This is a genomic window from Mycolicibacterium elephantis DSM 44368 (assembly GCF_004014805.1).
GTDB classification, from domain to species: Bacteria; Actinomycetota; Actinomycetes; order Mycobacteriales; family Mycobacteriaceae; genus Mycobacterium; species Mycobacterium elephantis.
Window position 1 is genome coordinate 66,451 of record NZ_ATDN01000089.1, and the last position, 25,470, is coordinate 91,920.

A 25,470-nucleotide genomic window follows, 5' to 3' on the forward strand; every position below is an offset into this window, starting at 1 on the left:
ATATTTCAAGGTCATTCGGCCCTACCGCACCGTCGCGCCGAAGCGCAGAATCAGGGCATGATCACCTCATCCGGAACGGGCCCGGCGGCGGAGCAGTACAGCGGCGACGACGAAGACCAGCTGTCGGCGGAAGACACCCTGATCGAGCGCGGCGCCGACGATCTCCTCGATGAGGGCTATTCCCCGCCCGAACGACCGTGGCGAGGCGCCTTCGGATCGTCGCGGGGGGCCGACTGGATTCTCGCCGCCGAAGAACCGGACCCGACGGCGCGACTCGAGAACGTCCTCGACGAGTCGGAATCGGAGAGCTCCGACTATGCCGAACGCGACGCGGAATTCCCCGAGCACGCTGAGGTCGGCTACGCGCGGGCAGGCCGATTGATCGCTCCTGACATGGGTTTTGGCGAAGACGAAGAGGCCGAACTGATCGCGGACGACGTCGGTATCAGTGGTGGCGCCGCCTCAGCCGAAGAAGCCGCCGTGCACATCATCGAGGATGACGATCGCTGATCCTGCAGCCGCACTTCCGAGCGGGCGTGAGAGCGAGCCTGGTCACGATGCGATCTTGACCTTGAGGAAAGTGTCGATACCGAATCGCTCCCAGGCCGTTCGCCGACGCTGCGAGAGTTGCGGTGCGGCCGTGGCCGCGTCGATGATCGTGGGCTCGACGACATCGAAGGTTTCCCCGCCCACGGTGATCGTCGCCCCAGCGGCAGCCATCACGTTGCGAAGCCAGTCGACCCCGGTGCCGTACGGCAGCGGAACGATGAAGCCATCGGCCACCCGATCGGCGACCACCGGTGTGGCATAGCGCTTTCCGGAACGACGCCCGGTGTGTCGAATGACTCCGGCATACCAGTGTTTGCGGCCGGCCACACGCAACATCATCGGGTTGAGCACGTATTTGTTGAAGGTACGTACCATGTTTCTGACCCGTGTCATCGTACTCTCTGCCATGCCCAGATACTGCTCGGAAGTGAGCGTAACCAGCCAGGGTCGATCGTCCCGTCGTGCTGATGACCTAAGTCAATATAGTTGCAGGTCTCACGAATTGGTGATGAGTTGACGCTTGCGTCCCCGCTGCTGGGCGGGTACCGGCTCTTCCGGCACCAAATAGAGCATGCTCTTGTCATTGGACCGGCGTGCGGAGGTGCTGATGATGCCGAGTCGAGCAACCGTCTGCTCGATGTTGTCGGCCAATTCACCGACATCGGGCAGGGCTTCATCATCCGAGGTGATGCCAACCTCTAGCTTTCCGGCGTAGCTCACCATCGCGAGCCCGGCTCGCGCGCCGAGTCCGACGGCCGGAATCGGCAGCAGTCGCACCATTTCTCGCCCGATGAACCGTAGTCGGCTGCGCGGACCAACCTCGCTCATCGTCAGCGCTACGACGCCTCGCTGCGGCAGCCAGGGTAACGCGTGACTCGCCTGTACCACCGGCGATGCCGACGGATGAGCGGGCGCCCAACCGCCGAGCCCATCGGTACGGGTCAACCGGGTATGCGCTTTTCGTAGTTGTCGAACGGGATCGGACTCATCGACAGGTAGGGCGACGGCGGCGAGAGATCGAGCCGATGTCGGCACCAGGGCGCGCAACGAATCGCAGTGGAGCCGCTGACCGTGACGCATCAGTAAGCCGCGGTAGCTTCCACTTATCGCGGCAAGTGCGATGTCGTTGATCGTGACATCGAAGGCGCCACACACCTTTGAGACGTCCTTGAGGCTCAATTCCACGGACGCGTACCGGCGCAGGCTCGTGACGTCTCCGGTGAGCGGGCACCCGGTGGGGTGTGCGAGAACTCTCGTCAGGTCAACGGTATCCGCGATGGCACGTACGGCCGCCACCGTCAAGTCCGCGGATGACCGCCACACTCCGCCAACCCATTTCAGCGGATTGAACATGCGGGTGGAGAGCTCGGCGCCGCGCCGCATCTCGGTATCCGCCTCATCGTTGTCGGACGACCGAATGAGCATCCGCATCACCTCGGGCCCGTCGACGATGCTGGAGTGGGTCTTGAGCAGGATCGCCCAGCGGTTCTCCGACACGCCTTCCACAACCCAGCATTCCCACAACGGATAGTCGTGATGGAGGCGCCAGCTCATCACATCGGAAACCAGCCCGAACAACGCCTGATCGTCCCCGGGACGCGGAACCGCGATGTGGTGGACATGCTCGCTGATGTCCTCGTCCACGACGACCACTCGCCGCCCCGCGACGTCGAAGGGGTGTCTACGCACCACCTGTCTGAGTCGGCGATCGGAACCCAATCGCTGGGCCAGCGCCGCCAGCAGCGAACCGCGATCGGGAAGCGGGCCCTCCATCACGGCCAGCGCACCGACAGCGAAATTCGCGTGCGGGTCGGTCTCCTCCACCTGGAGGAACTTCGCATCCAACCCCGTGATAGCCCTCATATCCGTAACCTCCAGTTACATGTATCTAACCAGATTGTTCGCCGGATCGGAAGACCAAGGCAGGGCCGAAAGTCCTCGATGTAAGGACGGTCTCGAGACAGCGACGCCGCGGCCCGATGCGGCCGGCGAGTGACGATCGACCAGCGCCGTGAGGACCTTGTTCCCTATTGCGGCCCGCCCGGCCGTCGAGACGATGACTTCACCACGCAGGTCGAAGGGATGCGACGGTGAAAGCAGGGTCGACATGATGGACGGGGACCTGGACGCGATCGCGTGGGCCTTTCTCGGATCCGAGTTCACGGGCCCGGTCTACCGCGATTGGCCCATCGACCGGCGCCTCAACGCGTTCCTCGTGCGCCACGGGTTGACCGCGCTTGCCGACGATGGAGGCGCATGCAACGCGTTGATGGAACTGGTCATGTCGAACCTCGGTCCTGCGCTGCGCCAAGGGCTGCTTCGTTCGGAACCCACCTAGGACTCACCATGCAGGTCATCCGCAAGACAACAGCCGACCTCCGCGTCCCACCCCACCTGAGCGACTACGCACGTACCCGCGCGAACTTCAAGTGGTCGGACGTGCCGAACCTCTGCGAAGGCATGGGACCGGGCGGCTGCAACATCGGCTACGCGTGCCTCGACCGGCAAGCGTCCGGGCCGGCGGCCGACCGGGTAGCGCTGCGCTTCATCGGGGATGGGAGCACAACCGCCGAACTCAACGCTCACGACATGAGCTACCGAGAGCTGGCACAGTGCGCCAGCCGGTTCACCAACGTGCTGCGGTCATTGGGTATCGGCAAGGGCGACCGCATCTTCACGATCATGGGTCGGGCTCCGGAGCTCTACATCACCATGATGGGCGCACTGCGCAACGGGACCGTGGTATCCCCGCTGTTCGCGGCGTTCGGCCCGGAACCGATTGCCACTCGGGTCAACATCGCCGAGCCCGTCGCATTGGTGACGACCGCGGCGATCTATCAGCGCAAGATCGCTAAGATCCGCGATCAGCTGCCGTCGGTGCGGCATGTCATCCTCGTCGACCAGGACGCTGCCCCAGGCGACGCGGCAGGCACAGTGAACTACCGGCAGTTGATGGCCGGCGTCGACGACAATGCTCCGATCGAACCGACGACCGCCACCGACCCGGCTCTGCTTCACTTCACCAGCGGGACCACCGGCACCCCGAAAGGTGCGATCCACGTGCACGGCGCCCTTTCGATGCACTACATCACGGGCCTTTACGCGCTGGACCTACACGCAGACGACGTCTACTGGTGCACGGCGGACCCGGGTTGGGTGACCGGAACTTCGTATGGCGTGATCGCTCCGCTCCTGCACGGGGTCACCGCCGTGGTCGACGAAGCCGAGTTCGACGCGGAGCGCTGGTACCGCATTCTGGCTGACGAGAGTGTCACGGTGTGGTACACCGCACCCACCGCAATCCGGATGCTGATCAAGGCCGGTGCGGAACTCGCCCAACGCTACGAGTTCCCTGCGCTGAGGTTCATCGCCAGCGTCGGCGAACCACTCAACCCCGAAGCGGTCTGGTGGGGAAAGAAAGTGCTGGGATTGCCAATTCACGACAATTGGTGGCAGACGGAGACGGGCGGAATCATGATCGCCAACACCCCGGCGTTCGACATCAAGCCCGGCTCGATGGGACGCCCGCTACCCGGCGTTGACGCATACGTGGTGCGACATGCCGAAAACGGCCGGCTCACTGTGATCGAGGAACCCGATGTCGAAGGCGAACTGGCGCTCAAACCGGGGTGGCCCTCCATGTTTCGCGGCTATCTGCACCAGGAGGATCGCTACCAGAAGTGCTTCGCCGACGGCCTTTATCTGACGGGCGATCTCGTCAAACGCGACGCCGACGGCTACTTTTGGTTTGTCGGTCGTGCCGACGACGTGATCAAGTCCGCCGGCCATCTGATCGGCCCGTTCGAGGTGGAAAGCGCACTCACGGACCACCCCGCCGTGGCCGAGGCCGCAGTGATCGGCAAGCCGGATCCCACCGTGGGCGAAATAGTGAAAGCGTTTGTCACGGTGAAGGACGGCTTCACCGCCGACGACGACCTGCGGTTGGAGCTCTTGGCACATGCCCGCAAACGGCTGGGCGCCGCAGTCGCGCCGAAAGAAATCGAATTCGCTGATGCGCTGCCGCATACCCGAAGCGGAAAGATCATGCGTCGCCTGCTCAGGGCCCGGGAACTCGGTTTACCCCAGGGCGATACATCGACAGTTGAGACCGATACCCCGATCAGGGAGACATCAGCATGACCGACGCCGAACTCTCCCGCGCATTGTTGTCCGACATGGTGCGGGTGCGCCGCATGGAAGAAAAATGCGCCGAGCTCTACGGAGAAGCCAAGATCCGGGGCTTTCTCCATCTCTACGTCGGCGAGGAAGCGGTGGCCGCGGGATCGTTACGGGCGCTGACCGCCGGCGACGCGGTCGTGGCGACCTACCGCGAACATGCGCACGCGTTGCTATGGGGGATATCGATGAAGTCGATCATGGCCGAAATGTTCGGTAAGCAGGAAGGCTGCTCCCGAGGCCGAGGCGGATCGATGCACCTGTTCGACGCGGCATCCAGGTTCTACGGGGGCAACGCGATCGTCGCCGGCGGACTGCCGCTGGCGGTCGGCCTCGCCCTCGCGGACAAGATGTTGGGTCAAACCCGGGTCACTGCATGCTATTTCGGTGACGGCGCGGTGGCCGAAGGTGCGTTTCACGAGTCGTTGAACATGGCGGCGCTGTGGCAGTTACCCGTGTTGTTCTGTTGCGAGAACAACCTCTACGCGATGGGCACCGCGCTGGAACGAGCGCAATCGCAGACCGATCTCACCGCCAAAGCCGCGTCGTACAAGGTGCCGACACTCGCGGTGGACGGGATGGACGTACTCGCATGTCATGCTGCCGTTCAGCAGGGCGCAACTCATGTCCGGTCCAACAGAGGACCGTTCTTCATCGAATTCCGCACCTACCGGTTCCGCGCGCACTCGATGTTCGATCCCGAGCTGTATCGCGACAAAGCCGAGGTCGACCAGTGGCGCAAGCGCGACCCAATTCAGCTGTTCACCGCGCAGTGCCTGAGCGACGGCGTCCTCAGCCCCGCCGACGTCAGCGCGATCGAGACCGAGGCCGACCGGGAGGTCGATGAGGCCGTCGCCTACGCGGACGCCGGAACATGGGAACGCATCGAGGATCTCGAGCGTGATGTCATGACACCTCGGGAGGAGGTGGGCAGGTGAAGACCACCTACCGAACCGCAGTACACGACGCCCTCCGCGACGCGTTACACGACGATGAGCGGGTTCTGCTGATGGGTGAGGACGTAGGTCGCTATGGCGGCACCTACGCGGTGTCCAAGGGCCTGCTCGAGGAGTTCGGGCCTGAACGGATACGAGACACCCCGCTGTCCGAGCTGGGCTTCGTCGGCGTCGGGATCGGCGCAGCGCTGGGGGGCTTGCGCCCGATCGTCGAGGTGATGACGGTCAATTTCAGCCTCCTGGCCCTCGATCAGATCGTCAATACCGCTGCGGCTCTTCGCCATATGTCGGGCGGTCAGTTCTCGGTACCGCTCGTCGTGCGGATGGCGACCGGCGCCGGTCGCCAACTTGCCGCCCAGCACTCCCACAGCCTGGAGTGCTGGTATGCCCACATTCCCGGAATCACGGTGGTGGCACCGGCGACGGTGGAAGATGCTTACGGCATGCTCCCGACCGCCCTCGCCGATCCTGATCCGGTGGTGATCTTCGAGCATGTCCAGCTCTACAACACGGCTGCCGACATCACCAAATTCGCCCCAACCGATATTTCGCGGGCCGCGATCCGTCGCAATGGATCCGACGTCACGGCGATCACCTATGGAGGCAACCTGCCGAAGGTGCTCGATGCCGCCAATGAACTCTCGCTGAACGGAATCGAATGTGAAGTGATCGATCTGCGCGTATTGCGCCCGTTGGACACAGCCACGATCGTCGACTCCATCCGCAAGACCCACCGGGCCGTCATCGTCGATGAGGCCTGGCGCACCGGCAGTCTGGCGGCGGAGATCAGTGCGCGCATCGTCGAGAACGCGTTCTACGAGCTCGATGCGCCGATTGCTCGGGTGTGCAGCGCCGAGGTTCCGATGCCGTATGCCAGGCACCTCGAACAGGCCGCCCTACCGCAACGGGACACGATCGTCGCAACGATCCTGGATCTGTTCGGGGAGCGCTGATGATCGAATTCAGAATGCCGGCCCTCGGATCGGATATGGACGAGGGGACGCTGAACGAATGGCTCATCAAGCCGGGCGACAGCGTGACACGCGGTCAGGTGGTGGCGGTGGTCGAAACCACCAAAGCCGCGGTCGAAGTGGAGTGCTGGCAGGAGGGTGTCGTACACGAATTGCTGGTCCCCGTCGGTGAAACCGTCCAAGTCGGAACGCCACTGGCGACGCTGCTGACCACGGGCGAACGTGCGCCCGCCGCCCCGAAGAAGAGATCAAAGCGCACCAAGAAACCTGCGGCCGTTGAGCCGGCAGCCAGGGCCGCAAGTCCGATTCCGTCCGCGGGGACGGTGGATGGCACGCACCGGCGCCGTTGGGTCTCCCCGGCCGCCCGGCGTATCGCCGCATCGCTGGGCGTCGACGTCGACACCATCACCGGCACCGGGCCGCAGGGCGCGGTCACCATCAACGATGTGGAGCACGCTGCGGCGTCGGCGACCAAGCCCACTGCAAAAGCCGCGGCTGCGGATCGAGCGGTGCAGATGCGCAGGTCCATCGCCGCCGCGATGGCCCGGTCAAAGCGCGAGATTCCGCACTATTACCTTGCGGACGAGATCCCGATGCAGAAGGCATTGACGTGGCTGACCGAACGCAACGCGTCGCGAGCGATCACCGAGCGCGTGTTGCCTGCGGTGTTGCTGCTGAAAGCCGTTGGTCTGGCCGCACAGCGATTCGGCGAGTTCAACGGGTTCTGGCAGGCAGACGGGTTCCAGCCGGGCACGGGTGTTCATGTCGGAGTGGCGATCTCGCTTCGCGGCGGCGGCGTGGTCGCGCCGGCCATCCACGACGTGCCTGACAAGAAGCTCGACGAGCTGATGCAGAATCTGACGGATCTCGTCGCGCGGGCCCGCGCCGGTTCACTGCGCAGCTCCGAGATGTCCGACCCCACCATCACCATCACCAACCTCGGCGACCAAGGCGTCGATGCGGTGTTCGGAGTGATCTATCCGCCGCAGGTCGCGCTGGTGGGCTTCGGGAAACCGGCGCAACGAGTTCGGGTGATAGACGGCGGGATTCACGTCGTGACCACGGTGCAGGCGACGTTGTCGGCGGACCACCGCGCATCCGACGGTCATCGGGGCGCGCTGTTCCTCGCAGCGATCAACGAGTTCTTACAACAACCCGACGCCCTGGAGAAGTGACGCCAAATGAACCGAAGCACAACCTCACCCCGGATTCGCAACGAGATCGTGTCGGTGTTGACCACCATCGCGCCGGAGGTGGACCCCACCGATATCCGCGATGACGTGTTGCTGCGCGACCAAGTCGATCTGGACTCGATGGACTGGCTGAACTTTCTGATCGGCATCCACAAGCGGCTACACGTCTCAATCAGCGAGCAGGATTACGCGTCACTGCGCACGCTCAACGACATTGTCCGCTACGTCGAGGCGCACTCGACCCACCCGTGACACCGGCCCGAGGAATCTGACATGAAAGCAATGGTTTACGACGGTCCCGGGCGCGTGTCCTGGCGGTCGGTGCCGGATCCCGGCATCAAGCACCCGGCCGATGCCATCGTGCGCGTCGAGGCGGTGACGATCTGCGGAACCGATCTGCACATCCTCAAAGGCGATGTGCCCGAGGTCGAACCGGGTCGGGTGCTGGGTCATGAAGCCGTCGGTACAGTGACCGAAGTGGGGGCGGCGGTGCAGAACCTGTCGGCGGGAGACCGAGTGCTGATCTCGTGCATCAGTGCCTGTGGGACGTGCCGGTACTGCAGGCAAAGCCATTACGGGCAGTGTCTGGGCGGTGGTGGATGGATTCTCGGACATCTCGTCGACGGGACACAAGCCGAGTACGTCAGGGTGCCCTTCGCGGACAACTCCACACACAAGGTGCCTGTGGGTGTCAGCGATGAACAGATGATTCTGCTCGCCGACATCCTCCCGACGGCCTATGAGGTCGGTGTCCTCGCGGGTGTGGTCCAACCGGGTGATGTGGTGGCGATTGTCGGGGCCGGGCCGATCGGCCTGGCGTCGGTTCTGACCGCGAAGCTTTACAGCCCGAGTCATATCGTGGTGATCGACGTCGCCGATGCCCGCCTGGATGCCGCGCGCAAGCTCGGCGCCGACATCGTCGTGAACTCCAGTACTCAGAGCCCCCGTGAGGTCATCGACGACCTCACCGCCGGCTTGGGCGCCGATGTGGCAATGGAGGCGGTCGGTATTCCCGAGACTTTCGAAGAGTCGGTCAGGTTGGTGCGTCCCTGCGGACATGTTGCGAACATCGGTGTGCACGGCGCTCCCGCGACATTGCACCTTGAACAGATCTGGATCAAGAACCTGACCATCACGACGGGCTTGGTCGACACCCACACCACACCGAGGTTGATCGAGCTGGTCGCGAACCGGCAGCTGGATACCGCTGCGATGATCACACACCGGTTCGCGATGGCCGAATTCGAGACGGCCTATGAAGTTTTCGGCGATGCGACCCGTTCAGGCGCGCTGAAAGTTCTGTTGACCGCGGATCCGAATGCCAAGACGGCGGCCTTGTGATGGCTGAGAATCAGACCAAGAGCGGAATCCTGGTCGCCGTCGACGGTTCAGCCGGATCCGACGCAGCCGTCCGGTGGGCGACGGCTGAAGCGGTGAAGTTGTCCGCGGCTAGCCCGACTGTTGCCTGGCGACGATCACCGGAATTCGTGCGGCCTGGACCACCGTGGTGCTGACAGAACCGAGCAACATCCCCACAAACCCGCCGCGGCCGCGGCTTCCGACCACGACGAGTTGAGCGCTTTCCGATCGGTCGAGTAGATGGCGAGACGGTTGGTCCAGCTCGACCACACGATGGACGTTGACGTCGGGATAGCGCTCTCCCCAGCCGGCCAGGCTCTCGGCGAGCGTCTTCTCGGCCGTCGCTTGCAGAGATGACCACTGCATGCGGTACGGCTCGGGTACATCGGCGTCGCTCCAGACGTGCAGCGCCACCAGATCCACCCCTCGGCGCGAGGCTTCGTCAAAGGCGATCGCGGTCGCCGACGCCGATGCCTCCGAACCGTCGATGCCCACCAGCACCGGCTGCCGTCCGGGCGCGACGTCGTCGTTGATCACCGCGACCGGACACAGGGCGTGGTGGACCACCCCGGTGGTCACCGACCCAAGCATGCGTCCAGACCGCGCACTTCGCCCTTGCCTTCCGACCGCCACCATCTTGGCCGTTTTGGAGCTCTCGACCAGAGCCGCCACAGGCGGCCCGAAGTACAGCTCGCTGTCGATGTCTGGGCGATCCGCACCGTCCACGCTGTCCTCAGCGACCCGGACCGCATGCGCGATGGTGTTGCGAGCGTCGTTCTCCTGGCTCTCCAGAACCTCCGCCGGCACCCGCCCGAACGGCCACAGCGCCGTCGACGCCGCCACCCGAAATGGAGCGACGGCGTGCACGACCGTGAGCGGGAGGCGGTGCATCGCGGCCTCCCGCGCCGCCCACCGCACCGGCACGTGTGAAGACGCGGACCCGTCGGTGCCCACGACGACTCCGTGATGTGACACGTCGGGTCCTCCCGCCGATCGATGACCATCTGGGATGGTAGGAGTCAATTGTCGGGCGGTGCGACAGGCTTTGGTCCTTTCCGGCTACGGCCGATCGTCACATGATCTTGTGAACGAAGCCACTACGACAACCCGCGGCGGGCTCGTAGCGTCGGCACACATGGCGGCACCTGACCGCGACGATGCGGGCGAACGGCGGGCGAGTCCTCGTCTTCCCTCGTTCGGCATGGGCGCGTTGGATTCTGTGGTGGGACCGTTCGCGAGAACCGGTAGCTACTACGCGTACGCGTGGCGCGAGTATCTGAATCGCGCGTCGCGCGAGCTTCCGATCGCCCGACCGACGTTGGCGCTGGCCGCGCATGCGCTGCGCGACGAGATCGTGCTCATGGGTTTACGTGTGCGCCGTCCAGTCAGCGATATGGAGGAATTCGAGCGCATCAACGCCGAAGTGGTTGCGGCGCTGGAGTTCTATGGACAGCGGGGCTGGCTGGACCAGCCGGCAGGCTATTTCGCCAGCCCCCGGACACTGCCCGATGTCACGGTGTATCCGGTGCAGGCGTACGGGCGGTCATACGAACGCATGGTGTTCGACAGCGGGTACACACCTCGCTCGGGCGAGCCCGGTAGACAACGCTGGCTCGGCTATACCGCCAACAACCGTGTCTACGCATTGTTGCTGCGCCACAAGGAAGATCGGCCCTGGCTGGTGTGCGTGCACGGAACGGAGATGGGCCGGGCGGGGCTCGACCTCGCGTTGTTCCGGGCGTGGCACCTACACCTTGATCTCGGCCTCAACGTGGTCCTGCCGGTCCTTCCGATGCACGGCCCGCGAGGTCGGGGGCTGCCGAAAGGGGCGGTGTTCCCGGGCGCGGACGTGATGGACAACGTCCATGCGACCGCCCAGGGCGTGTGGGACATCAGGCGGTTGCTCTCATGGATCCGGTCGCAGCAACCCGAGTCACCGATCGGGTTGTACGGTCTGTCGCTCGGCGGGTACGTCTCGTCCCTCGTAGCCAGCCTCGATACCGGGTTGACATGCGCGATTCTCGGTGTGCCGGTGGTGGACCTGATCGACCTGCTGGGTAGCCACGCCGGCCTGAGCGAAGACGATCCGCGCCGTCAGACGGTGACCATGGCCGCCCCCATCGGGCGGATGACGTCTCCACTCGCGTTGGAGCCGAAGGTGCCGATGCGCGGGCGGTTGATCTACGCGGGCATGGCCGACCGTCTCGTGCACCCGCGCGAGCAGATCGTCAAGCTGTGGGAGCACTGGGGCAGACCCGAGATCCTCTGGTATCCCGGCGGCCACACCGGATTCTTCCAGTCGCGGCCCGTCCAGCAGTTCATCGACAGTGCGCTGGTGCAATCCGGGCTGCTGGCCGGTGCGGTACCGGACGGCGAACCGGACCAGTAGCGACCCGGTCAGCAGTCGCAGGACCGGGCGATGCAGCCTCCGCTGTACACCGTGTCGGCCTGAACCGGCGCCGCGTCGGGCGCCGCGTACGACAACACCTGGCCTTCACGGCTGCCGTACCGGTAGACCGTGATCCCCTTGACCTTGGCCTTCCAGGCTGCCAGGTAGATCCCACGGACGTCGTCGACCGTTGCCGTCGCCGGCAGGTTGACCGTCTTGGAAACCGCCGCATCCACGTGGCGCTGCACCGCGGACTGCATCCGCAGGTGCCACTCCGGCGCGATCTCGGCCGCCGTGGGGAAAGCAGCCCGAACGGAAGCCGACAACTGTGGGCAGCCACGCACTCCCCCGCGCTGCGCGATCTCGCTGATCAACTCGTCACTGTAGAAACCCCGATCGCGGGCCAGCCGGTCAAAACACGGATTGACCTCGAGTAGCTGCCTGCCGAGAACCGAACGCGTGAAAGCGATCGCGAACATCGGCTCGATCCCAGCGGTGGTACCGGCGATCAGCGAGATGGTTCCCGTCGGGGCCACGGAGGTGAGCTGCGCGTTGCGACGCGGGTTCCAGCGCGCGAACCGGCTCTCGGCAAACGCCGGAAACGAGCCCCGCTCTTCGGCCAACCGCTTCGACGCGATGTGCGCCTCTCGTCGAATCCGCCTCATGAGCTGTTCGGCCAGGCCCACTCCTTCCTCGCTGTCATACGGAATGGACAGAGTGGCAAGCAATTCCGCCAGACCCATCACGCCAAGCCCGATCTTGCGGGTGGCACGGGCGGCTTCCTCCAATTCGGGAAACGGGTAACGGCTCACGTCGATGACGTCGTCGAGGAAACGCACGGCGACTGCGACAACCTCTTTGAGCCGATCCCAGTCGACGCGCCCACGGTTGACCATCCGGGCCAGGTTGATCGAGCCGAGATTGCAGGACTCATACGGCAGCAGCGGAACCTCCCCACACGGATTGGTCGCCTCGATTCGGCCGCGGCGAGGTATCGGGTTGGCTCTGTTGATGGTGTCGAGGAACACCAGACCCGGGTCTCCGCATTCGTGCGCTGCCGCGCAGATGTTGTCGAACAGTGTTGCGGCAGACACCTGTGCGACGGTCTTACCGGTCCGTGGATTGATCAGCCGATGGGTATCGCCTCGTTCGACGGCGCGCATGAACCGATCGGTGACGCCGACCGACAGGTTGAAATGTGTGAGTGCGTCCTGGGAACGGGCTTTGGTGGTGATGAAGTCGAAGATGTCGGGATGCGACGCGTCGAGCACGGCCATGCAGGCGCCGCGTCGACGACCGCCCATGGAAACCACTTCGGCGGCAGTGTCGTACAGCCACAGAAACGACATCGGGCCGCTGGCTGTGCCCGCCGTGGTGGTCACCGGGTCCCCCGAGGGCCGCAATCGGCTGAACGAGAATCCGGTACCACCGCCGGACCGCTGGACCTCCGCGGCCTGACCGAGGGTCGTGAAGATCGAACGCAGCGAATCCTCAACGGGCAGGACGACACATCCGGAAAGCAGGCCGACATCGGTTCCCGCGTTCATCAACGTCGGCGAGTTCGGCAGGAATTCAAGGTTGCGTAGCAACTTCGCGTACCGCTCGGCCCAGCGCGTCGACGAACCTGGCCGGTACCCGTCTTCAGCCGCGGCGACGCAGTGCGCGGCCCGGTCCATCATCTCGCCGGTCGACTCGGCGGGGCGCCCCTTGTCGTCGCGCAGCAGATATCGCTCCCGCAGCACCGTCACCGCGGCCAGGCTCAGCTTGAGCTCGTCGCGCACCCCGAGCATCGCCTTGGCGGTGCGGAGCTCGGCGCGGCGCCGTCGGTAGACGATGTATGCGCGGGCGACGTCATCGAGACCGGCCTCGCCCAGCCGGGCCTCGACAAGGTCCTGAATCTCCTCGACCGGCGCCACGCCGGGCCCCAGCGCGTCGGCAACAGCCTCGGCCACCGTTGCCGGCATGTCCGGATCGTCGTTCGCCACCTCGCGGGCCGCCCGCGCCACCGCGGCTTCGATCCGCGTGACGTCGAACGGCACCACGGTTCCGTCCCGGCGCCGGACTTCTGTCGGCCAGGTTCCTGTCTTCGCCTTGTTGGACACAGCTGGTGCGCTCCTTCACTGAGGCTCAATCCTGTCCGACGCGGACCGGGCGGCCTGAAGTCATTCTCCCCGAGCCATCCGGGACTTTCGGCCCTGTGCCGCCGGTCGGCCGCGGTCAAGACTGGCCGCATGCCACTTCGACGGCATGACGAACGGCGGCCGGCGCAGGACGCGTCCTTCTATCACCTTGCCGATGTCGCCATCGGCACGCAGTGTTGTCAGGGCACGGCGTGCTTCGTGGCCCGACAGCGGAACCCGGCGCGCTGGGCCGAGGCGCAAGCGTCCGATCCTCGCGTCTATTGCCTGGGGCGCTGCTTCGCGGGTCCTGCCGTCGCAGGCGATCTGTCTCGTCCCGCGGTCGAAATCGCTTGTGACACCGCGGTGATACTCGGCAGAATCAGCCGCGGTCCTTCTCCGGGGCTGAGTGACTACCGCGCGGATGCGGGATATGAGGGGCTTGCTCTGGCCCTGTCCTCGGGACCCGACGCGGTCCTGGGCGAAGTCGACACGTCAGGGCTTCGCGGCCGCGGTGGGGCGGGCTTTCCAACGGCCCGCAAATGGCGCGCCGCCCACGCGCAACCCGACGGCCCACGCGTGCTCGTGGTCAACGCGGACGAAGGCGATCCCGGTGCGTACCTCGACCGGTATCTCTTGGAGGACGACCCGCACGCCGTGCTCGAGGGGATGGCGATCGCCGCGCTCGCCGTCGGCGCGGAGCGGGCATACATCTACGTGCGCCGCGAGTATCCGCGCGCGCTGGCCACGGTTCGCACCGCCGTGGCCGAGGCCGAAGCGGCCGGAATTCTCGGCGACGCACTTCTCGGGCACGGTCCGCCGTTGACGGTCACCGTGGTGGAGGGCAAGGGCAGCTACCTCTGCGGCGAGGAGACCGCTCTGCTCAATGCGCTCGAGGGACGACGCCCGATGGTGCGCGCGCGCCCACCGTATCCCGCGCAACACGGGCTGAATGGATTGCCCACAGTCGTGAACAACGTGGAGACACTGGCCGCCGTGCCGTGGATCCTTCGCAACGGCGGAACCGCATACGCCCGACTCGGGTCAGGCACCAGCACGGGCACGAAGGTGGTGTCACTGAACTCGCTGTTCCGCAAACCCGGGCTGTACGAGGTCGAGTTCAGCATCCCGCTGCGGGAGATAGTTGAGGGCCTCGGCGGTGGGCTCGTCGACGATCACCTGAGGGGTGTGATCGTCGGCGGCCCGCTGGCCGGGATCATCCCGCCCCACCTGCTCGACGTTTCTTTCACCTTCGACGACTTGCGAGACATCGGTGCCGAGGTCGGCCACGGGGGAATCGTCGCGTTCGACGACACCACGCCGATCGGCGAACTCGTACGGCACGTGTTTCGGTTCGGCGCATACGAGTCCTGCGGCGCCTGCACACCATGCCGCGTCGGCGCCGCGCGAGTCGAGCAGCTGTTCTCTGGAGATTTGGATGAGGCCGGACACGCCGAGTGGCAGGCCACGATACGGGCACTGGCGGCAACGAGCCTGTGCGGTCACGGCACCGGGCTGGCCGAGTTCGCCCGCAGCGTGATGGCCTATTACGGACAGGATCTCGAGTCATGCCGCGCTTGACCATTGACGGTGCGACCGTGTCCTGTCCGCCCGGGCTTTCGGTGCTGGAGGCGGCGGCAAGCGCCGGGATCGACATCCCGGCGCTGTGCCACGACCCGCGGCTCGCCCCGGCCGGAGCCTGTCGGTTGTGTGTGGTGACGATCGACGACGCCGACCGCCCCGTGCCCGCCTGCACCACGCCGGTGTCCGAGGGCATGGCAGTCCAGACGACGACGACCGAGCTGCGCGAGTTGCGGAGAACACTGCTGGCCATGCTTGTTCGCCACTATCCAGCCGACGCGGCCGCCACGAACCCCGGCCTCGCGTTTCACCGGATGCTCGCGCACTACGGCGTGTCGGCGACGGGGGCGGCTGATCCCCACCGAGTGGATTCGTCGCATCCCAACATCCGCGTCGACCTCAACCACTGCATCTCGTGCTGGCGCTGCGTGCGGATCTGCGACGAGGTGCAGGGCCAATTCACCTGGCGCATAGCCGGTCGCGGCGCCGACTCCCACGTCGTCCCGGACTCCGGTACCACGTTGGCGGACAGCACGTGCGTATCGTGCGGCGCGTGCGTCGACACGTGCCCGACCGACGCCCTCACCGACGTGGGCGTGATCCAAGCCGGGTCGGCGACCGGTTGGACCCGCACCACCTGCCCGTACTGCGGCGTCGGATGCGAAATGATGGTCGGCAGCCGCGACAACCGGATCGTGGAGGTCGTTCCCGCCCGTGATGCGCCGGTCAACCGCGGTCACCTCTGCGTAAAGGGCAGGTACGGCTTCGGTTTCAACACCTCGCAGGATCGGATCACCACCCCGATGCTGCGCACCTCGTCGGGGGAATGGGTGCCTGTCGGCTGGGACGAAGCCATCGACGTCGCGGTACGCGGTTTTCGTCGCGTCATCGACCGTGCCGGGCCGACGGCGGTCGGCGTCCTGGGCTCGGCACGAGCCACCAACGAGGAGAACTACCTCACCCAGAAGTTCGCGCGCGTCGTGCTCGGCACCAACAACGTGGATTGCTGCGCCCGGGTCTGCCACGCACCGTCCGCTGCCGGCCTCAAGGCGGTGTTCGGTACCGGCGCGGCGACCAACTCATTCGACGACATCGAGATCGCGCGCACCATCGTGGTGTGCGGGTCCAATACCACGGAAGCTCACCCGATTGTCGGCGCGCGCATCAAGCAGGCCGCCCTGCGTGGCGCCAACCTCGTCGTCATCGATCCGCGCCGGATCGAACTCGCCGGCTACGCCGACGTGCACCTGCGGCCCCGTCCGGGAACGAATGTGGCGGTACTCAATTCCATCGCGGCTGCACTCATCGACGAGCACCTTGTCGACGAGGCGTTCGTGGCCCAGCGCGTCGACGACTTTCCAGCGTTCCGTGATTTTGTCGCCGCCTATGTCCCCGAACGGGTTTCGTCGATCACCGGGTTGGACCCCGCCGACGTGCGGCGGGCCGCCAGGCTCTACGGCGGGCAGGGCCCGTCCATGCTCTTCCACGGCCTCGGGATCACCGAGCATGTCCAGGGCACCGACGCCGTGATGTGTCTTGCCAACCTGGCCCTGCTGACCGGAAATGTCGGCAAGCCCGGTTCGGGGTGCAATCCGCTTCGCGGACAGAACAATGTGCAGGGTTCGGCCCACATGGGGTGCGAGCCACACCATCTGACCGGCATGATCGCGCTGGCCGATGGCCGCGATCGCGCCGCGGCGGTATGGGGCGCGCCCGTGCCCGAAATACGCGGGCTCGATGCGATGGAGATGCTCGATGCCGCCGAGGACGGCCGGCTTGACGCGCTATGGGTTGTGGGCTGGGACATTCTGCTCACGCAGCCGCAGACCCCGTCGGTGGAACGGGCACTCGCCGCGCTTGAGGTGCTCGTGGTCCAGGATCTCTTTCTCACCGAGACGGCGCGGCGCTTCGCGACGGTCTTCCTCCCGGCCGCATCATCGTTCGAGAAGGACGGCACGTTCATGAACTCCGAACGCCGTATTCAGCGGATCCGCCGCGCGGTTTCCCCGCCGGGCATCGTCAAGACCGACGCCGACATCCTCTGCGAGGCCGCCGCCGCCTTCGGATGGGGCAGCCACTTCTCCTACCGGGGCGCACAGGACATCTGGGATGAGATCCGGCGCCTCTGGCCCGCCGGTGCGGGTATGGCCTATCAACGGCTCGACAGGCCCGGTGGTTTGCAGTGGCCCTGCCTGGACGAGGACCACCCGGGGACGTCGCTGCTGCACCGCGACCGGTTCCCGGGGATCGGGGCGCGCGCGACGTTGCGTCGCGTCGATCATCGGCCGAGCGCCGAGCAACCGAGCGAGACCTATCCGCTGGTGCTGATCACCGGCCGTGAACTGTACGCGTTCAACGCCGGCACGATGACCGGAAGGGCGGCGACCGCCGCGTTGACCGATGGTGCGGTGCTGGAGATCTCGCCGGACGACGCGCAGCGGTTGGGCGTGATCGACGGCACGGAGGTCTCCGTGCAGAGCAGGTACGGCGCAGTCGTGCTGCCCTGCCGCATCAGCGACCGCATGCCGCCGGGAACGGTTTTCACCACCTTCCACGACCCGGCCGTGCCGGTGAACGCCGTCACCGGGCCGGGACGCGATCTCGCGACCCACACCCCGGAGTACAAGGTCACCGCGGTGAATATCGCAGGCGCCGGGACGGCTTCCCGAGATGTGGGCTACGCCAGCTCTTCGAAGTCCTGACTCAACGCCGCCAATCGCGCGACGGCCTGTTCGATGCCCCGCGCGAGGTCGTCGACATCGGGTACCGCCCTGTGGTCCGCGGTGATACCGAACATGAAGTCGTCGGCATAGCTCAACATCGCGATGACAGTGCGCAGCCGGATCCCGATCGGTGGAATCGGATACACCCGAAGCACTTTTCGTCCCATGATGCGCATCCGTTGACGAGGGCCGGGGACGTTGGTCGCGAGAGTCACGACACCGCGCTGCGGCAATCGGGTCAGGGCCCGAACGGTCCAGGCAGTCAGGGGGAACGGAACAACGTTCGTCGCCGCGAGGAACACCGACGACGCTTGACGCTGGCCACCGCCCTTCACCGTGGTCAGCCGCTCATGTACGGCTCGCAGCTGCTCGATCGGATCCGACTCATCGACGGGAAGGTTCGGGATCATCAGCGAAACCCGGTTGTCGGCTTTGCCCATCGCGTCCTTCGAACGCGCCGACACCGGCACCATCGTCGGCAGTGAATCGGGCCGGGGCTCCACACCGCGACGAATAAGACCCTGGCGGTAACTGTCCGTGACAGCCGCCAGCGCAACGTCGTTGAGCGTCACGTCGAATGCCGCCCGGATCTTGGCCACGTCGTCCAGCGAGACGCGCACCGCGCTGTACCGCCGCCTGGAGGTCAGCGGCCCGACGAACGGGGACGGCGCCGCCGGACGCACCAGGCTCGAGGTGATTTCGAGTGCTCCCCCGAACACCCGGGTCGCGGCGCCGGTGACCGCGCTCGCCGTCCGCCATGCGCCGACCGCCCAGTCAAGCGGATTGAGGCTGAGCCGGGGCAGGAGGTTGGGCCGCCCGGCTTGCTCGCGGGCCGCCTGGATCTTCGATGCGAATGTGTCGCCCTTCCCCTCGTCGCTGAGGTTGGAGAGCATTTGCATGGTCGCGATCCCGTCGGCGACACAGTGGTGGATCTTCATCAGGATCGCCCACCGGTCGTCGGACAGGCCTTCGATGATCCAGCATTCCCACAGGGGCCGTTCGCGGTCCAGCCGCCGTTCCATGATCTGGGCGACCAACCGGAACAGCGCCGCGTCATCGCCCGGGCTTGGAAGCGCGGCGCGGTGCACGTGGTAGGTCAGGTCAAAGTCGGGATCGTCGACCCACTCAGGTGGTTCGAGATCAAGGGGGTGAATGCGCAGACGTTGCCTGAGCCGGGGAACCGCGAGCATGCGTCGCCCGAGGCCGACGGCGAGAGATTCGTCACCGGGCATGGGCCCTTCGATGGCCGACAGGCCGCCGATCGCGAGGCTGACGTGTGGGTCGGAGTCCTCGGCTTGAAGAAAACCCGCATCGAGTGTGCTCAGGCGCTCCATACGTCAACTGTCGTGCCCGTGGCGAGGCGACGGAAGGGCCGGAGGTCCCGTACCGATAGGACGAGGGTCCCCGTGTTTCACAAGGACACCCTGCTGCGATGCGGTCGTACCAGGGCCCTTGGTCCCCCACGTGGTGACCATCGACCCTGGCCTTGCGCGGTGACATACCCGAAGCTCTATCCATGGGTACCACCCGCGTGGACCTCGACGTCATCAAGAAGGTCGTGGAATTGGCATGCCGGGCACCTTCGCTGCACAACAGCCAGCCGTGGCGTTGGGTCGCCGAGGACGGTGCACTTCACCTGTTCCTCGACAAGCACCGCATCCTCTACTCGGCCGATCACTCCAAGCGTGAGGCTCTCATCAGCTGCGGGGCCGTCCTGGACCACCTACGGGTCGCGTCGGCCGCGGCGGGTTGGGACGCCGAGGTGGACAGGTTTCCCGATCCCGACGATCCCCAGCACCTGGCCTCGGTCGACTTCACGCCGATGGACCTCGTCACCGAGGAGCACCACCGCCGCGCGGATGCCATCCGGCAACGCCGGACCGACCGGTTGCCGTTCGGGGCTCCGCCGGGCTGGGGGGCGATCGAGGCGCGGCTGCGCAACTCGGTGACTTCGGCTGCGGTACGGCTGGACGTCATCGCCGATGAACTCCGATCCGAACTGGCGCACGCCTCTCGCCTGACCGAGTCGCTGCGCCTCTACGACACCTCATATCAGTCCGAACTGCAGTGGTGGACAAGGCCGTTCGAATCAGCAGAGGGTGTACCGCACAGTGCGCTGCTGTCCGCTTCCGAAGCGGACCGCATGGACATCGGGCGCGACTTCCCGCGCGTCCAGCACGCGGATCGGCGGGTGGAGTTCGGGCATGACCAGGCCAAGGTCCTCGTGCTCTCCACACACGACAACGACCGCGGAAGCCTGCTCGAGTGTGGCGAAACGCTTTCGGCCATCTTGCTCGAAGCCACGTTGGCGGGTTTGGCGACGTGCCCGCTGAGCCACATCACCGAGCTCTGGGCCAGCCGGGATATCGTCTCCGCGTTGATCGGCCAGACCACGACACCGCAGGTCTTGATCCGGGTCGGGCTGGCTCCGGCGCAGGAGGACCCGCCGCCGCCGACGCCGCGCCGACCGATCGACGAGGTGCTCGAAATTGCTGACTAGCAGCCCGCGGAACGTATTGTGAGAGCGATGTTGACAGTCGGCGCTAGTTCGGAGGGCTTCACATGGTGAATGTCTTTCTCGTGGACGACCACGAGGTCGTGCGGCGGGGGCTCATCGACCTGCTCAACTCGGATCCCGAGCTCGAGGTCATCGGCGAGGCGGGAACGGTGGCGCAGGCGATGGCGCGAATACCGGCGTTGCAGCCCGATGTTGCGGTGCTCGACGTGCGGTTGCCCGACGGCAACGGCATCGAACTGTGCCGCGACCTTCTGTCACGCCTGCCCAATCTGCGCTGTCTGATGCTGACCTCGTTCACCTCCGACGAAGCCATGCTGGACGCGATCCTGGCCGGTGCGAGCGGATATGTCGTCAAAGACATCAAAGGCATGGAACTGGCGAAGGCCGTCAAAGACGTCGGCGCCGGTCGGTCACTGCTCGACAACCGCGCGGCCGCGGCGTTGATGGCCAAACTCCGCGGATCGGCCCAGCAGGCGGACCCGCTGTCCGAGCTCACCGAACAGGAACGAGTGCTGCTGAACCTGCTGGGCGAGGGACTGACGAACAAGCAGATCGCCGCCCGCATGTTCCTCGCCGAGAAGACGGTCAAGAACTACGTGTCACGGCTGCTGGCCAAGCTCGGCATGCAGCGTCGCACCCAGGCGGCGGTGTTCGTGTCGAAACTGAACCGGCCCTCCCCTGACGAGGAATAACCCCGCGGTCACGCCGGGCGGGCGACGAGCACCGGCGTCCGCGCGGACTCGGCGACCGTCGTGCTGACGGAGCCCAGAAGCATCCTGGCGAAACCACCGCGACCGCGGTTGCCGAGAACCGTCAACTGTGCCTTCTCGGCCTGCTCGAGCAGTTGCCGCGCGGGCCGGTCGGGCACCACGACGCGCTCGACTGTGACATCGGGATACCGCTCCTGCCATCCCGCAAGCCTTGTGGCGAGGGCCTGCTCGGCCTCGGTTTGCACATCGGTCCAGTTGACCCCGGGCAGCGCGTCCACCGCGAAGTCGCTCCAGGCGTGGACGGCGACCAGCGGCACGCCGCGGCGGGACGCTTCGTCGAAGGCGATGGCCGTCGCCGACTCGGAGGCCGGAGAGCCGTCGATGCCGACGACGACCGGAGCCGTGGCCTGCTCCGGCGTCAGCGGGGCCTCGTCGTGAATCACGGCGACCGGACAGCCGGCGTGGTGGATGAGACCCGCGCTCACCGATCCGAGCAAGCGCCGCCCGATCGCGCCGAGCCCGCGGCAGCCCACCACGATCATCTCGGCGTCTTTGGACACGTCGATCAGGGTGGGAAGGACGTCGGCGGTGAACATTTCGGTCGACACCTCGACCGCCGAATCGTCGATGGCGTCGCGGGCGATCTTCTCGGCGTCACTCAGGATGGCTTGGCCGTCCTTTTCGAGTTGCGTGATCAACTCGGCCGGGATGTACATCTCAGGCCACATCTGCACCGTGGGCAGCTGGACCACGTGGACGAGGGTCAGCGGAAGCTTACGCATCGACGCTTCACGCGCCGCCCACTCAACGGCCAGCTTCGACGGGGATGACCCGTCGACTGCGACGACAACACCGTGATGCTTGGGTGAGGCGGACATTTGCAGTAACTCCTAGCTCATACCGGCGTTGTGGGCGAGGGTACAGCTAAGACGCTAGGGTTGCTGACTCGGAGATTCCGGAGCCATTGGTCATTCGCCGGATGGTCAAAAGGCCTCGAAACAGCCTCGGGACGATCGGCGACAGACGCGGGACCAAAGACTCCGGTGCACAGACTGCCACAACCAATACCGTTCTGATCGACCTTGATTGGCTGCAGAACCAGCAGCCACATCCCGGCGCCGGATGACACCGGTCAGACGAGGAAAGGTTGTCGAGCATGCGTCGGCACCCGATGAGCTGCCAGCCCGTTGATCGGCGCTGGCACTCGACGCTGTCCGACGGGACACGAATCGTGCTTCGCCGGCTGGAATCCCGTGACGCCGGAGCCGTCGTCGACCTGTACGAAACACTCACCGACGAAGAGTGCTACTTGCGTTTCTTCACTCCGCGTCCCGCGGATCTGAAGGGCTGGGCCATATCGCTCGTCAGGGAATCCAGCGACCGATATGCGCTGGGGGCCTTCGATGGAACGGTTCTGCTCGGTGTGGCCAACTACATCGGATGCAGGAAGTCCGGTGATGCCGAAACAGCGGTCGTCGTCGCGCACAACGAACATCTGCGAGGTGTGGGAACAGCATTGCTTCGGCGACTCGGACAGATCGCGAAAGACAATGGCCTGCATCGCCTCGTCGCCGACGTACTCGCGGAGAACCACCTCATGCTGCAAATGATGTCCGACTCGGGCTTGTCGTGCACCAGACACCTCGACGGCCCGATCATGCACGTCGTGATCGACCTGGACACCGCCTGAGCGTTACCGGAATACCGAGCCGTCCAGTCCGGTGACCACCTCGGACAGCGGGCGCCGCGGTGTCGCGGGAAGCGGGTCGGCGTTGACCGGTGCCCACCCCACCCGCAGCAACATCTGGGGATAGCCGCTGTCGCCGAAGACGTCGGTTCGCACGGCTTCTCGCGTCTCGGGCAGCTCCAGCGGTTCAGTGATCGGACAGCTCGCCAGTCCCAACGCCGTCGCGGTCAACAGCACCAGACTGGTTGCCTCACCGGCACGTAGCCGGGCCAGCCGGGTGTCGTCCTCCGTGCCGAGCGCCAGCACCACCGCGCTGTCTTCGGTCGGGTCGACGTCTTCGGGTTGGGCCAGCGCGGGCCCGGCGAACATCCGACCGGGTATCGGCGACAGCGGGTCCGACGGCGGGATGCTGCGGGCCGGCACGCCGGAAACGGCCGCGTAGCGCCCACTCCAGGTGGCCAGTTCCGTGAGGTAGTCCTGATCGACGGAGTGCCGCCACGCCGCCTCCGCGACGATGCTTTGCAGTTTCGGCAACGCCTCGACCCGGCGCAGCATCACGCCGGCGCGGGCCGCCCGCGAACCCATCAGGGTGATGTCGGCCGCCGGCACCGGCCACCAGCTGTAGAGGCGACGATCGGTGCGCCTCCGCGGGATCGCGGCGGCCAGCATCACGTCGAGTTCGGTCGGGGTGTGCCGGTGCAGTTCGATGGCGGCGAGATGCTCGGCCTGGGCCGGATTCGGCAGCCGGTGCACCTTGGCCTGCCAACCCAGCGCGGCGAACGCGACCACCGCGTGGTGCAGCGTCGCGCCACAGCTCAGCAGCAGGTCACGGCTGTCGGGATCGGTGTTGGGCAGGCGCCGGTCGAAGTCGACGTCCAGATGTACCGATTCGTCACCCACCCGCCAGCGCCACGGTTGAGAATTGTGGATCGATGGCGCCCTGATAGCCAGCGACAGGGCCGTGTGGATCGTTCGATGATCCGGCAAGCGGGCGTTCATGCTTTCAGCATCGCCGCCTGGGCAAACGCCGACAAGGGAACAAAGTCACTCACGAATGGCGAGGTCGTTGACCCGCAGGTGGGCCAGGCACAGATCGGGTTCGACGAACGGTTCGAGCTTCTCTACCGTGACGGGCGCGTGCCACGCCTCCAACGCCCCGCGCATCAGCCCCAGGTGAACCGGGCAGACGACGTCGGACCCGCCGTCGGCGAGCTCGAGGAACGGGCAGTGCCGCAAGCCCACCTGCTGCTGACCGTTGACCGTGCGCAGCTGGGGCGCGAAGCCCAGTTCGTCGAGGAAATCGACCAGCCAGCGGGCGGACTGTCGGGCGCTCGACGCGGTGCGGGTGTCGTGCGCAGTGATCCGGCGGGCCCAGGCGCGGCCCGCGCTGACCGCCTTGGCCGCCGCGTTGCGCTGATTGGCCAGGCTGAGCACCAGGATTTCGGCGAGCTCCTGATAGCGCCGCGGCCCGCCGGGGTCCATCCGGTGCACGGCGCGGAACATCTGCGGTGGACGCCCGGGGCCGCGGCGCTCCGGTTGCACCCGCTCGATGCGGCCGTCGGCGATCAGGGTGTCGAGGTGGAACCGGACGGTGTTGGGGTGCACATCCAGCTCGTCGGCGATCGCCACGATGGTCATCGGCTCATCTGTCGCCCGCAGCGTCGCCAGCACATCTTCGCGACGACCTTCGGACATGCCTGCGAGTTTATCCAAATCTGCTAGTAATAACGACCTGCGCAAGCTCGCGAACGTGGGGCTGCGGCACACTCCGGCGCCGTTTCGCCTGCCTCGACCCCCACGCCAGGCGGAGGGTCACCATCCGCGGCGCTGCGGATGCGATCCCACCAACTCGCCCTTACCAGCCACGTCGCGGCTGCGGTACACGATGTAAGGCCGGAACAGATAGGCGATCGGCGCGCTGAACACGTGCACCAGCCGGGTGAACGGCCACAGGCAGAACAGCACCATCGCAATCATCACGTGGATGTGAAACCACACCGGCGCCTGCACCATCAGGTCTCCGCGCGGCTGCAGAATCCAGATCGACCGGAACCACGGCGACACCGATTCGCGGTAGTCGTGTTCGGCGCCGACCGGTGTGGCGCCGATCAACGTACAGGCCAGCCCGGCGACGATGGCCAGCACCAGCACCGCGTACATCACCTTGTCGTTGACCGTGGTGGCCAAGAACACCGGCCCGGTGGTGCGGCGCCGGTACACCAGCAGCGCGATGCCGCCGAGCGTGGTGATGCCCGCGATCGCGCCGAGCACCATGGCCTGCACGTGGTAGACGTGGTCACTCATGATCAGGTCGGTCCACGACTCGGGGATCACCAGGCCGATGATGTGTCCGGCGATGACGACCAGGATCCCGAAGTGAAACATCGGGCTGCCGATGCGCAGCAGCCGCGACTCGTAGAGCTGTGACGAGCGCGTGGTCCAGCCGAACTTGTCGTACCGGTAGCGCCACCATGTTCCGACCGCGACGACCGCCAACGTCACGTACGGCACCACGTCCCAGAAGATCACCCAACCCGTCAT

23 protein-coding genes are annotated in these 25,470 nt (G+C 65.9%); 14 read left to right on the forward strand and 9 right to left on the reverse strand.

Annotated features, from left to right (window positions below):
• Nucleotides 1-57: 57 nt before the first annotated feature.
• Complete coding sequence (locus tag MELE44368_RS25980) at nucleotides 58-510, forward strand: DUF5709 domain-containing protein (protein WP_128111093.1); 453 nt, start codon at nucleotides 58-60, stop codon at nucleotides 508-510.
• Nucleotides 511-552: 42 nt separating this feature from the next.
• Here MELE44368_RS25980 and MELE44368_RS25985 read toward each other — a convergent pair whose 3' ends face one another.
• On the reverse strand, nucleotides 553-924 hold the full coding sequence (locus MELE44368_RS25985; RefSeq protein ID WP_409366159.1) for a nitroreductase/quinone reductase family protein: 372 nt from the start codon (nucleotides 922-924) through the stop codon (nucleotides 553-555).
• A 120-nt stretch (nucleotides 925-1,044) separates the two neighbouring features.
• The gene (locus MELE44368_RS25990) at nucleotides 1,045-2,412 is read right to left on the reverse strand and encodes a wax ester/triacylglycerol synthase domain-containing protein (RefSeq protein ID WP_128111095.1); all 1,368 of its coding nucleotides are present in this window, start codon (nucleotides 2,410-2,412) and stop codon (nucleotides 1,045-1,047) included.
• A gap of 244 nt (nucleotides 2,413-2,656) precedes the next feature.
• Between MELE44368_RS25990 and MELE44368_RS25995 the strand changes: the two genes are divergently transcribed.
• From MELE44368_RS25995 to MELE44368_RS26025, 7 genes are read left to right on the forward strand one after another with little or no spacing between them, the layout of a single operon-like run.
• Nucleotides 2,657-2,887 (forward strand): hypothetical protein, encoded by a 231-nt coding sequence (locus MELE44368_RS25995; protein WP_128111096.1) that lies wholly within the window; start codon nucleotides 2,657-2,659, stop codon nucleotides 2,885-2,887.
• An 8-nt stretch (nucleotides 2,888-2,895) separates the two neighbouring features.
• Nucleotides 2,896-4,689, forward strand: a complete 1,794-nt coding sequence (gene acsA / locus MELE44368_RS26000; RefSeq protein ID WP_128111097.1) for an acetate--CoA ligase — start codon at nucleotides 2,896-2,898, stop codon at nucleotides 4,687-4,689.
• Nucleotides 4,686-5,663, forward strand: a complete 978-nt coding sequence (gene pdhA, locus MELE44368_RS26005) for a pyruvate dehydrogenase (acetyl-transferring) E1 component subunit alpha (protein WP_128111098.1) — start codon at nucleotides 4,686-4,688, stop codon at nucleotides 5,661-5,663. The genes acsA and pdhA overlap by 4 nt, the downstream gene beginning before the upstream one ends.
• Nucleotides 5,660-6,634 (forward strand): alpha-ketoacid dehydrogenase subunit beta, encoded by a 975-nt coding sequence (locus MELE44368_RS26010; RefSeq protein ID WP_128111099.1) that lies wholly within the window; start codon nucleotides 5,660-5,662, stop codon nucleotides 6,632-6,634. The genes pdhA and MELE44368_RS26010 overlap by 4 nt, the downstream gene beginning before the upstream one ends.
• On the forward strand, nucleotides 6,634-7,827 hold the full coding sequence (locus tag MELE44368_RS26015) for a dihydrolipoamide acetyltransferase family protein (RefSeq protein ID WP_128111100.1): 1,194 nt from the start codon (nucleotides 6,634-6,636) through the stop codon (nucleotides 7,825-7,827). Before MELE44368_RS26010 ends, MELE44368_RS26015 begins: the two co-directional genes overlap by 1 nt.
• 6 nt (nucleotides 7,828-7,833) lie before the next feature.
• Nucleotides 7,834-8,097 (forward strand): acyl carrier protein, encoded by a 264-nt coding sequence (locus MELE44368_RS26020; RefSeq protein WP_128111101.1) that lies wholly within the window; start codon nucleotides 7,834-7,836, stop codon nucleotides 8,095-8,097.
• A gap of 21 nt (nucleotides 8,098-8,118) precedes the next feature.
• Nucleotides 8,119-9,186 (forward strand): zinc-dependent alcohol dehydrogenase family protein, encoded by a 1,068-nt coding sequence (locus tag MELE44368_RS26025; RefSeq protein ID WP_128111102.1) that lies wholly within the window; start codon nucleotides 8,119-8,121, stop codon nucleotides 9,184-9,186.
• A 108-nt stretch (nucleotides 9,187-9,294) separates the two neighbouring features.
• Here the strand turns inward: MELE44368_RS26025 and MELE44368_RS26035 are convergent, their stop codons facing one another.
• The gene (locus MELE44368_RS26035; RefSeq protein ID WP_241566777.1) at nucleotides 9,295-10,179 is read right to left on the reverse strand and encodes a universal stress protein; all 885 of its coding nucleotides are present in this window, start codon (nucleotides 10,177-10,179) and stop codon (nucleotides 9,295-9,297) included.
• A gap of 160 nt (nucleotides 10,180-10,339) precedes the next feature.
• Between MELE44368_RS26035 and MELE44368_RS26040 the strand changes: the two genes are divergently transcribed.
• Nucleotides 10,340-11,593: an alpha/beta hydrolase family protein gene (locus MELE44368_RS26040; protein WP_128111103.1), complete on the forward strand. Its 1,254-nt coding sequence runs from the start codon at nucleotides 10,340-10,342 to the stop codon at nucleotides 11,591-11,593.
• A gap of 8 nt (nucleotides 11,594-11,601) precedes the next feature.
• Here the strand turns inward: MELE44368_RS26040 and MELE44368_RS26045 are convergent, their stop codons facing one another.
• Nucleotides 11,602-13,695, reverse strand: a complete 2,094-nt coding sequence (locus tag MELE44368_RS26045; RefSeq protein WP_128111104.1) for an adenosylcobalamin-dependent ribonucleoside-diphosphate reductase — start codon at nucleotides 13,693-13,695, stop codon at nucleotides 11,602-11,604.
• 129 nt (nucleotides 13,696-13,824) lie between these two features.
• On the opposite strand from MELE44368_RS26045, the gene MELE44368_RS26050 reads away from it, so the two are divergent.
• Nucleotides 13,825-15,291, forward strand: a complete 1,467-nt coding sequence (locus MELE44368_RS26050) for a complex I 51 kDa subunit family protein (protein ID WP_128111105.1) — start codon at nucleotides 13,825-13,827, stop codon at nucleotides 15,289-15,291.
• Complete coding sequence (fdhF, locus tag MELE44368_RS26055) at nucleotides 15,279-17,993, forward strand: formate dehydrogenase subunit alpha (protein ID WP_128111106.1); 2,715 nt, start codon at nucleotides 15,279-15,281, stop codon at nucleotides 17,991-17,993. Before MELE44368_RS26050 ends, fdhF begins: the two co-directional genes overlap by 13 nt.
• Here the strand turns inward: fdhF and MELE44368_RS26060 are convergent.
• A complete protein-coding gene (locus tag MELE44368_RS26060) occupies nucleotides 17,969-19,348 on the reverse strand; it encodes a WS/DGAT/MGAT family O-acyltransferase (protein WP_128111107.1) in 1,380 nt (459 codons plus the stop codon). The genes fdhF and MELE44368_RS26060 overlap by 25 nt on opposite strands.
• Nucleotides 19,349-19,530: 182 nt before the next feature.
• Here MELE44368_RS26060 and MELE44368_RS26065 point away from each other — a divergent pair, with 182 nt between their 5' ends.
• Both MELE44368_RS26065 and dosR read left to right on the forward strand, forming a co-directional pair.
• Entirely contained in the window at nucleotides 19,531-20,514 is a 984-nt protein-coding gene (locus tag MELE44368_RS26065; RefSeq protein WP_128111108.1) for an Acg family FMN-binding oxidoreductase, read from the forward strand.
• 62 nt (nucleotides 20,515-20,576) lie between these two features.
• Nucleotides 20,577-21,224, forward strand: a complete 648-nt coding sequence (gene dosR / locus MELE44368_RS26070) for a hypoxia response regulator transcription factor DosR/DevR (protein ID WP_128111109.1) — start codon at nucleotides 20,577-20,579, stop codon at nucleotides 21,222-21,224.
• 8 nt (nucleotides 21,225-21,232) lie between these two features.
• On the opposite strand, the gene MELE44368_RS26075 is transcribed toward dosR, so the two are convergent.
• Complete coding sequence (locus MELE44368_RS26075) at nucleotides 21,233-22,120, reverse strand: universal stress protein (RefSeq protein WP_128111110.1); 888 nt, start codon at nucleotides 22,118-22,120, stop codon at nucleotides 21,233-21,235.
• A gap of 353 nt (nucleotides 22,121-22,473) precedes the next feature.
• Between MELE44368_RS26075 and MELE44368_RS26080 the strand changes: the two genes are divergently transcribed.
• The gene (locus MELE44368_RS26080; protein ID WP_241566778.1) at nucleotides 22,474-22,932 is read left to right on the forward strand and encodes a GNAT family N-acetyltransferase; all 459 of its coding nucleotides are present in this window, start codon (nucleotides 22,474-22,476) and stop codon (nucleotides 22,930-22,932) included.
• A 3-nt stretch (nucleotides 22,933-22,935) separates the two neighbouring features.
• Here the strand turns inward: MELE44368_RS26080 and MELE44368_RS26085 are convergent, their stop codons facing one another.
• The 3 genes from MELE44368_RS26085 to narI form a co-directional block, all read right to left on the reverse strand.
• Complete coding sequence (locus MELE44368_RS26085; protein WP_128111111.1) at nucleotides 22,936-23,928, reverse strand: Acg family FMN-binding oxidoreductase; 993 nt, start codon at nucleotides 23,926-23,928, stop codon at nucleotides 22,936-22,938.
• Nucleotides 23,929-23,973: 45 nt separating this feature from the next.
• Complete coding sequence (locus tag MELE44368_RS26090; protein WP_128111112.1) at nucleotides 23,974-24,624, reverse strand: helix-turn-helix transcriptional regulator; 651 nt, start codon at nucleotides 24,622-24,624, stop codon at nucleotides 23,974-23,976.
• A 117-nt stretch (nucleotides 24,625-24,741) separates the two neighbouring features.
• Nucleotides 24,742-25,470, reverse strand: coding sequence for a respiratory nitrate reductase subunit gamma (gene narI / locus MELE44368_RS26095; protein ID WP_128111113.1), 729 nt, complete (start codon nucleotides 25,468-25,470; stop codon nucleotides 24,742-24,744).

Coding starts and splice junctions, on each gene's coding strand:
- MELE44368_RS26085 (WP_128111111.1), bottom strand. CDS start 23,928: ATGAACGCCCGCTTGCCGGATCATCGAACGATCCACACGGCCCTGTCG.
- MELE44368_RS25980 (WP_128111093.1), top strand. CDS start 58: ATGATCACCTCATCCGGAACGGGCCCGGCGGCGGAGCAGTACAGCGGC.
- fdhF (WP_128111106.1), top strand. CDS start 15,279: ATGCCGCGCTTGACCATTGACGGTGCGACCGTGTCCTGTCCGCCCGGG.
- MELE44368_RS26020 (WP_128111101.1), top strand. CDS start 7,834: ATGAACCGAAGCACAACCTCACCCCGGATTCGCAACGAGATCGTGTCG.
- MELE44368_RS25990 (WP_128111095.1), bottom strand. CDS start 2,412: ATGAGGGCTATCACGGGGTTGGATGCGAAGTTCCTCCAGGTGGAGGAG.
- MELE44368_RS26015 (WP_128111100.1), top strand. CDS start 6,634: ATGATCGAATTCAGAATGCCGGCCCTCGGATCGGATATGGACGAGGGG.
- MELE44368_RS26090 (WP_128111112.1), bottom strand. CDS start 24,624: ATGTCCGAAGGTCGTCGCGAAGATGTGCTGGCGACGCTGCGGGCGACA.
- MELE44368_RS26050 (WP_128111105.1), top strand. CDS start 13,825: ATGCCACTTCGACGGCATGACGAACGGCGGCCGGCGCAGGACGCGTCC.
- acsA (WP_128111097.1), top strand. CDS start 2,896: ATGCAGGTCATCCGCAAGACAACAGCCGACCTCCGCGTCCCACCCCAC.
- MELE44368_RS26060 (WP_128111107.1), bottom strand. CDS start 19,348: ATGGAGCGCCTGAGCACACTCGATGCGGGTTTTCTTCAAGCCGAGGAC.
- MELE44368_RS26025 (WP_128111102.1), top strand. CDS start 8,119: ATGAAAGCAATGGTTTACGACGGTCCCGGGCGCGTGTCCTGGCGGTCG.
- pdhA (WP_128111098.1), top strand. CDS start 4,686: ATGACCGACGCCGAACTCTCCCGCGCATTGTTGTCCGACATGGTGCGG.
- MELE44368_RS26075 (WP_128111110.1), bottom strand. CDS start 22,120: ATGTCCGCCTCACCCAAGCATCACGGTGTTGTCGTCGCAGTCGACGGG.
- narI (WP_128111113.1), bottom strand. CDS start 25,470: ATGACGGGTTGGGTGATCTTCTGGGACGTGGTGCCGTACGTGACGTTG.
- MELE44368_RS25985 (WP_409366159.1), bottom strand. CDS start 924: ATGGTACGTACCTTCAACAAATACGTGCTCAACCCGATGATGTTGCGT.
- MELE44368_RS26065 (WP_128111108.1), top strand. CDS start 19,531: ATGGGTACCACCCGCGTGGACCTCGACGTCATCAAGAAGGTCGTGGAA.
- dosR (WP_128111109.1), top strand. CDS start 20,577: ATGGTGAATGTCTTTCTCGTGGACGACCACGAGGTCGTGCGGCGGGGG.
- MELE44368_RS26040 (WP_128111103.1), top strand. CDS start 10,340: ATGGCGGCACCTGACCGCGACGATGCGGGCGAACGGCGGGCGAGTCCT.
- MELE44368_RS25995 (WP_128111096.1), top strand. CDS start 2,657: ATGATGGACGGGGACCTGGACGCGATCGCGTGGGCCTTTCTCGGATCC.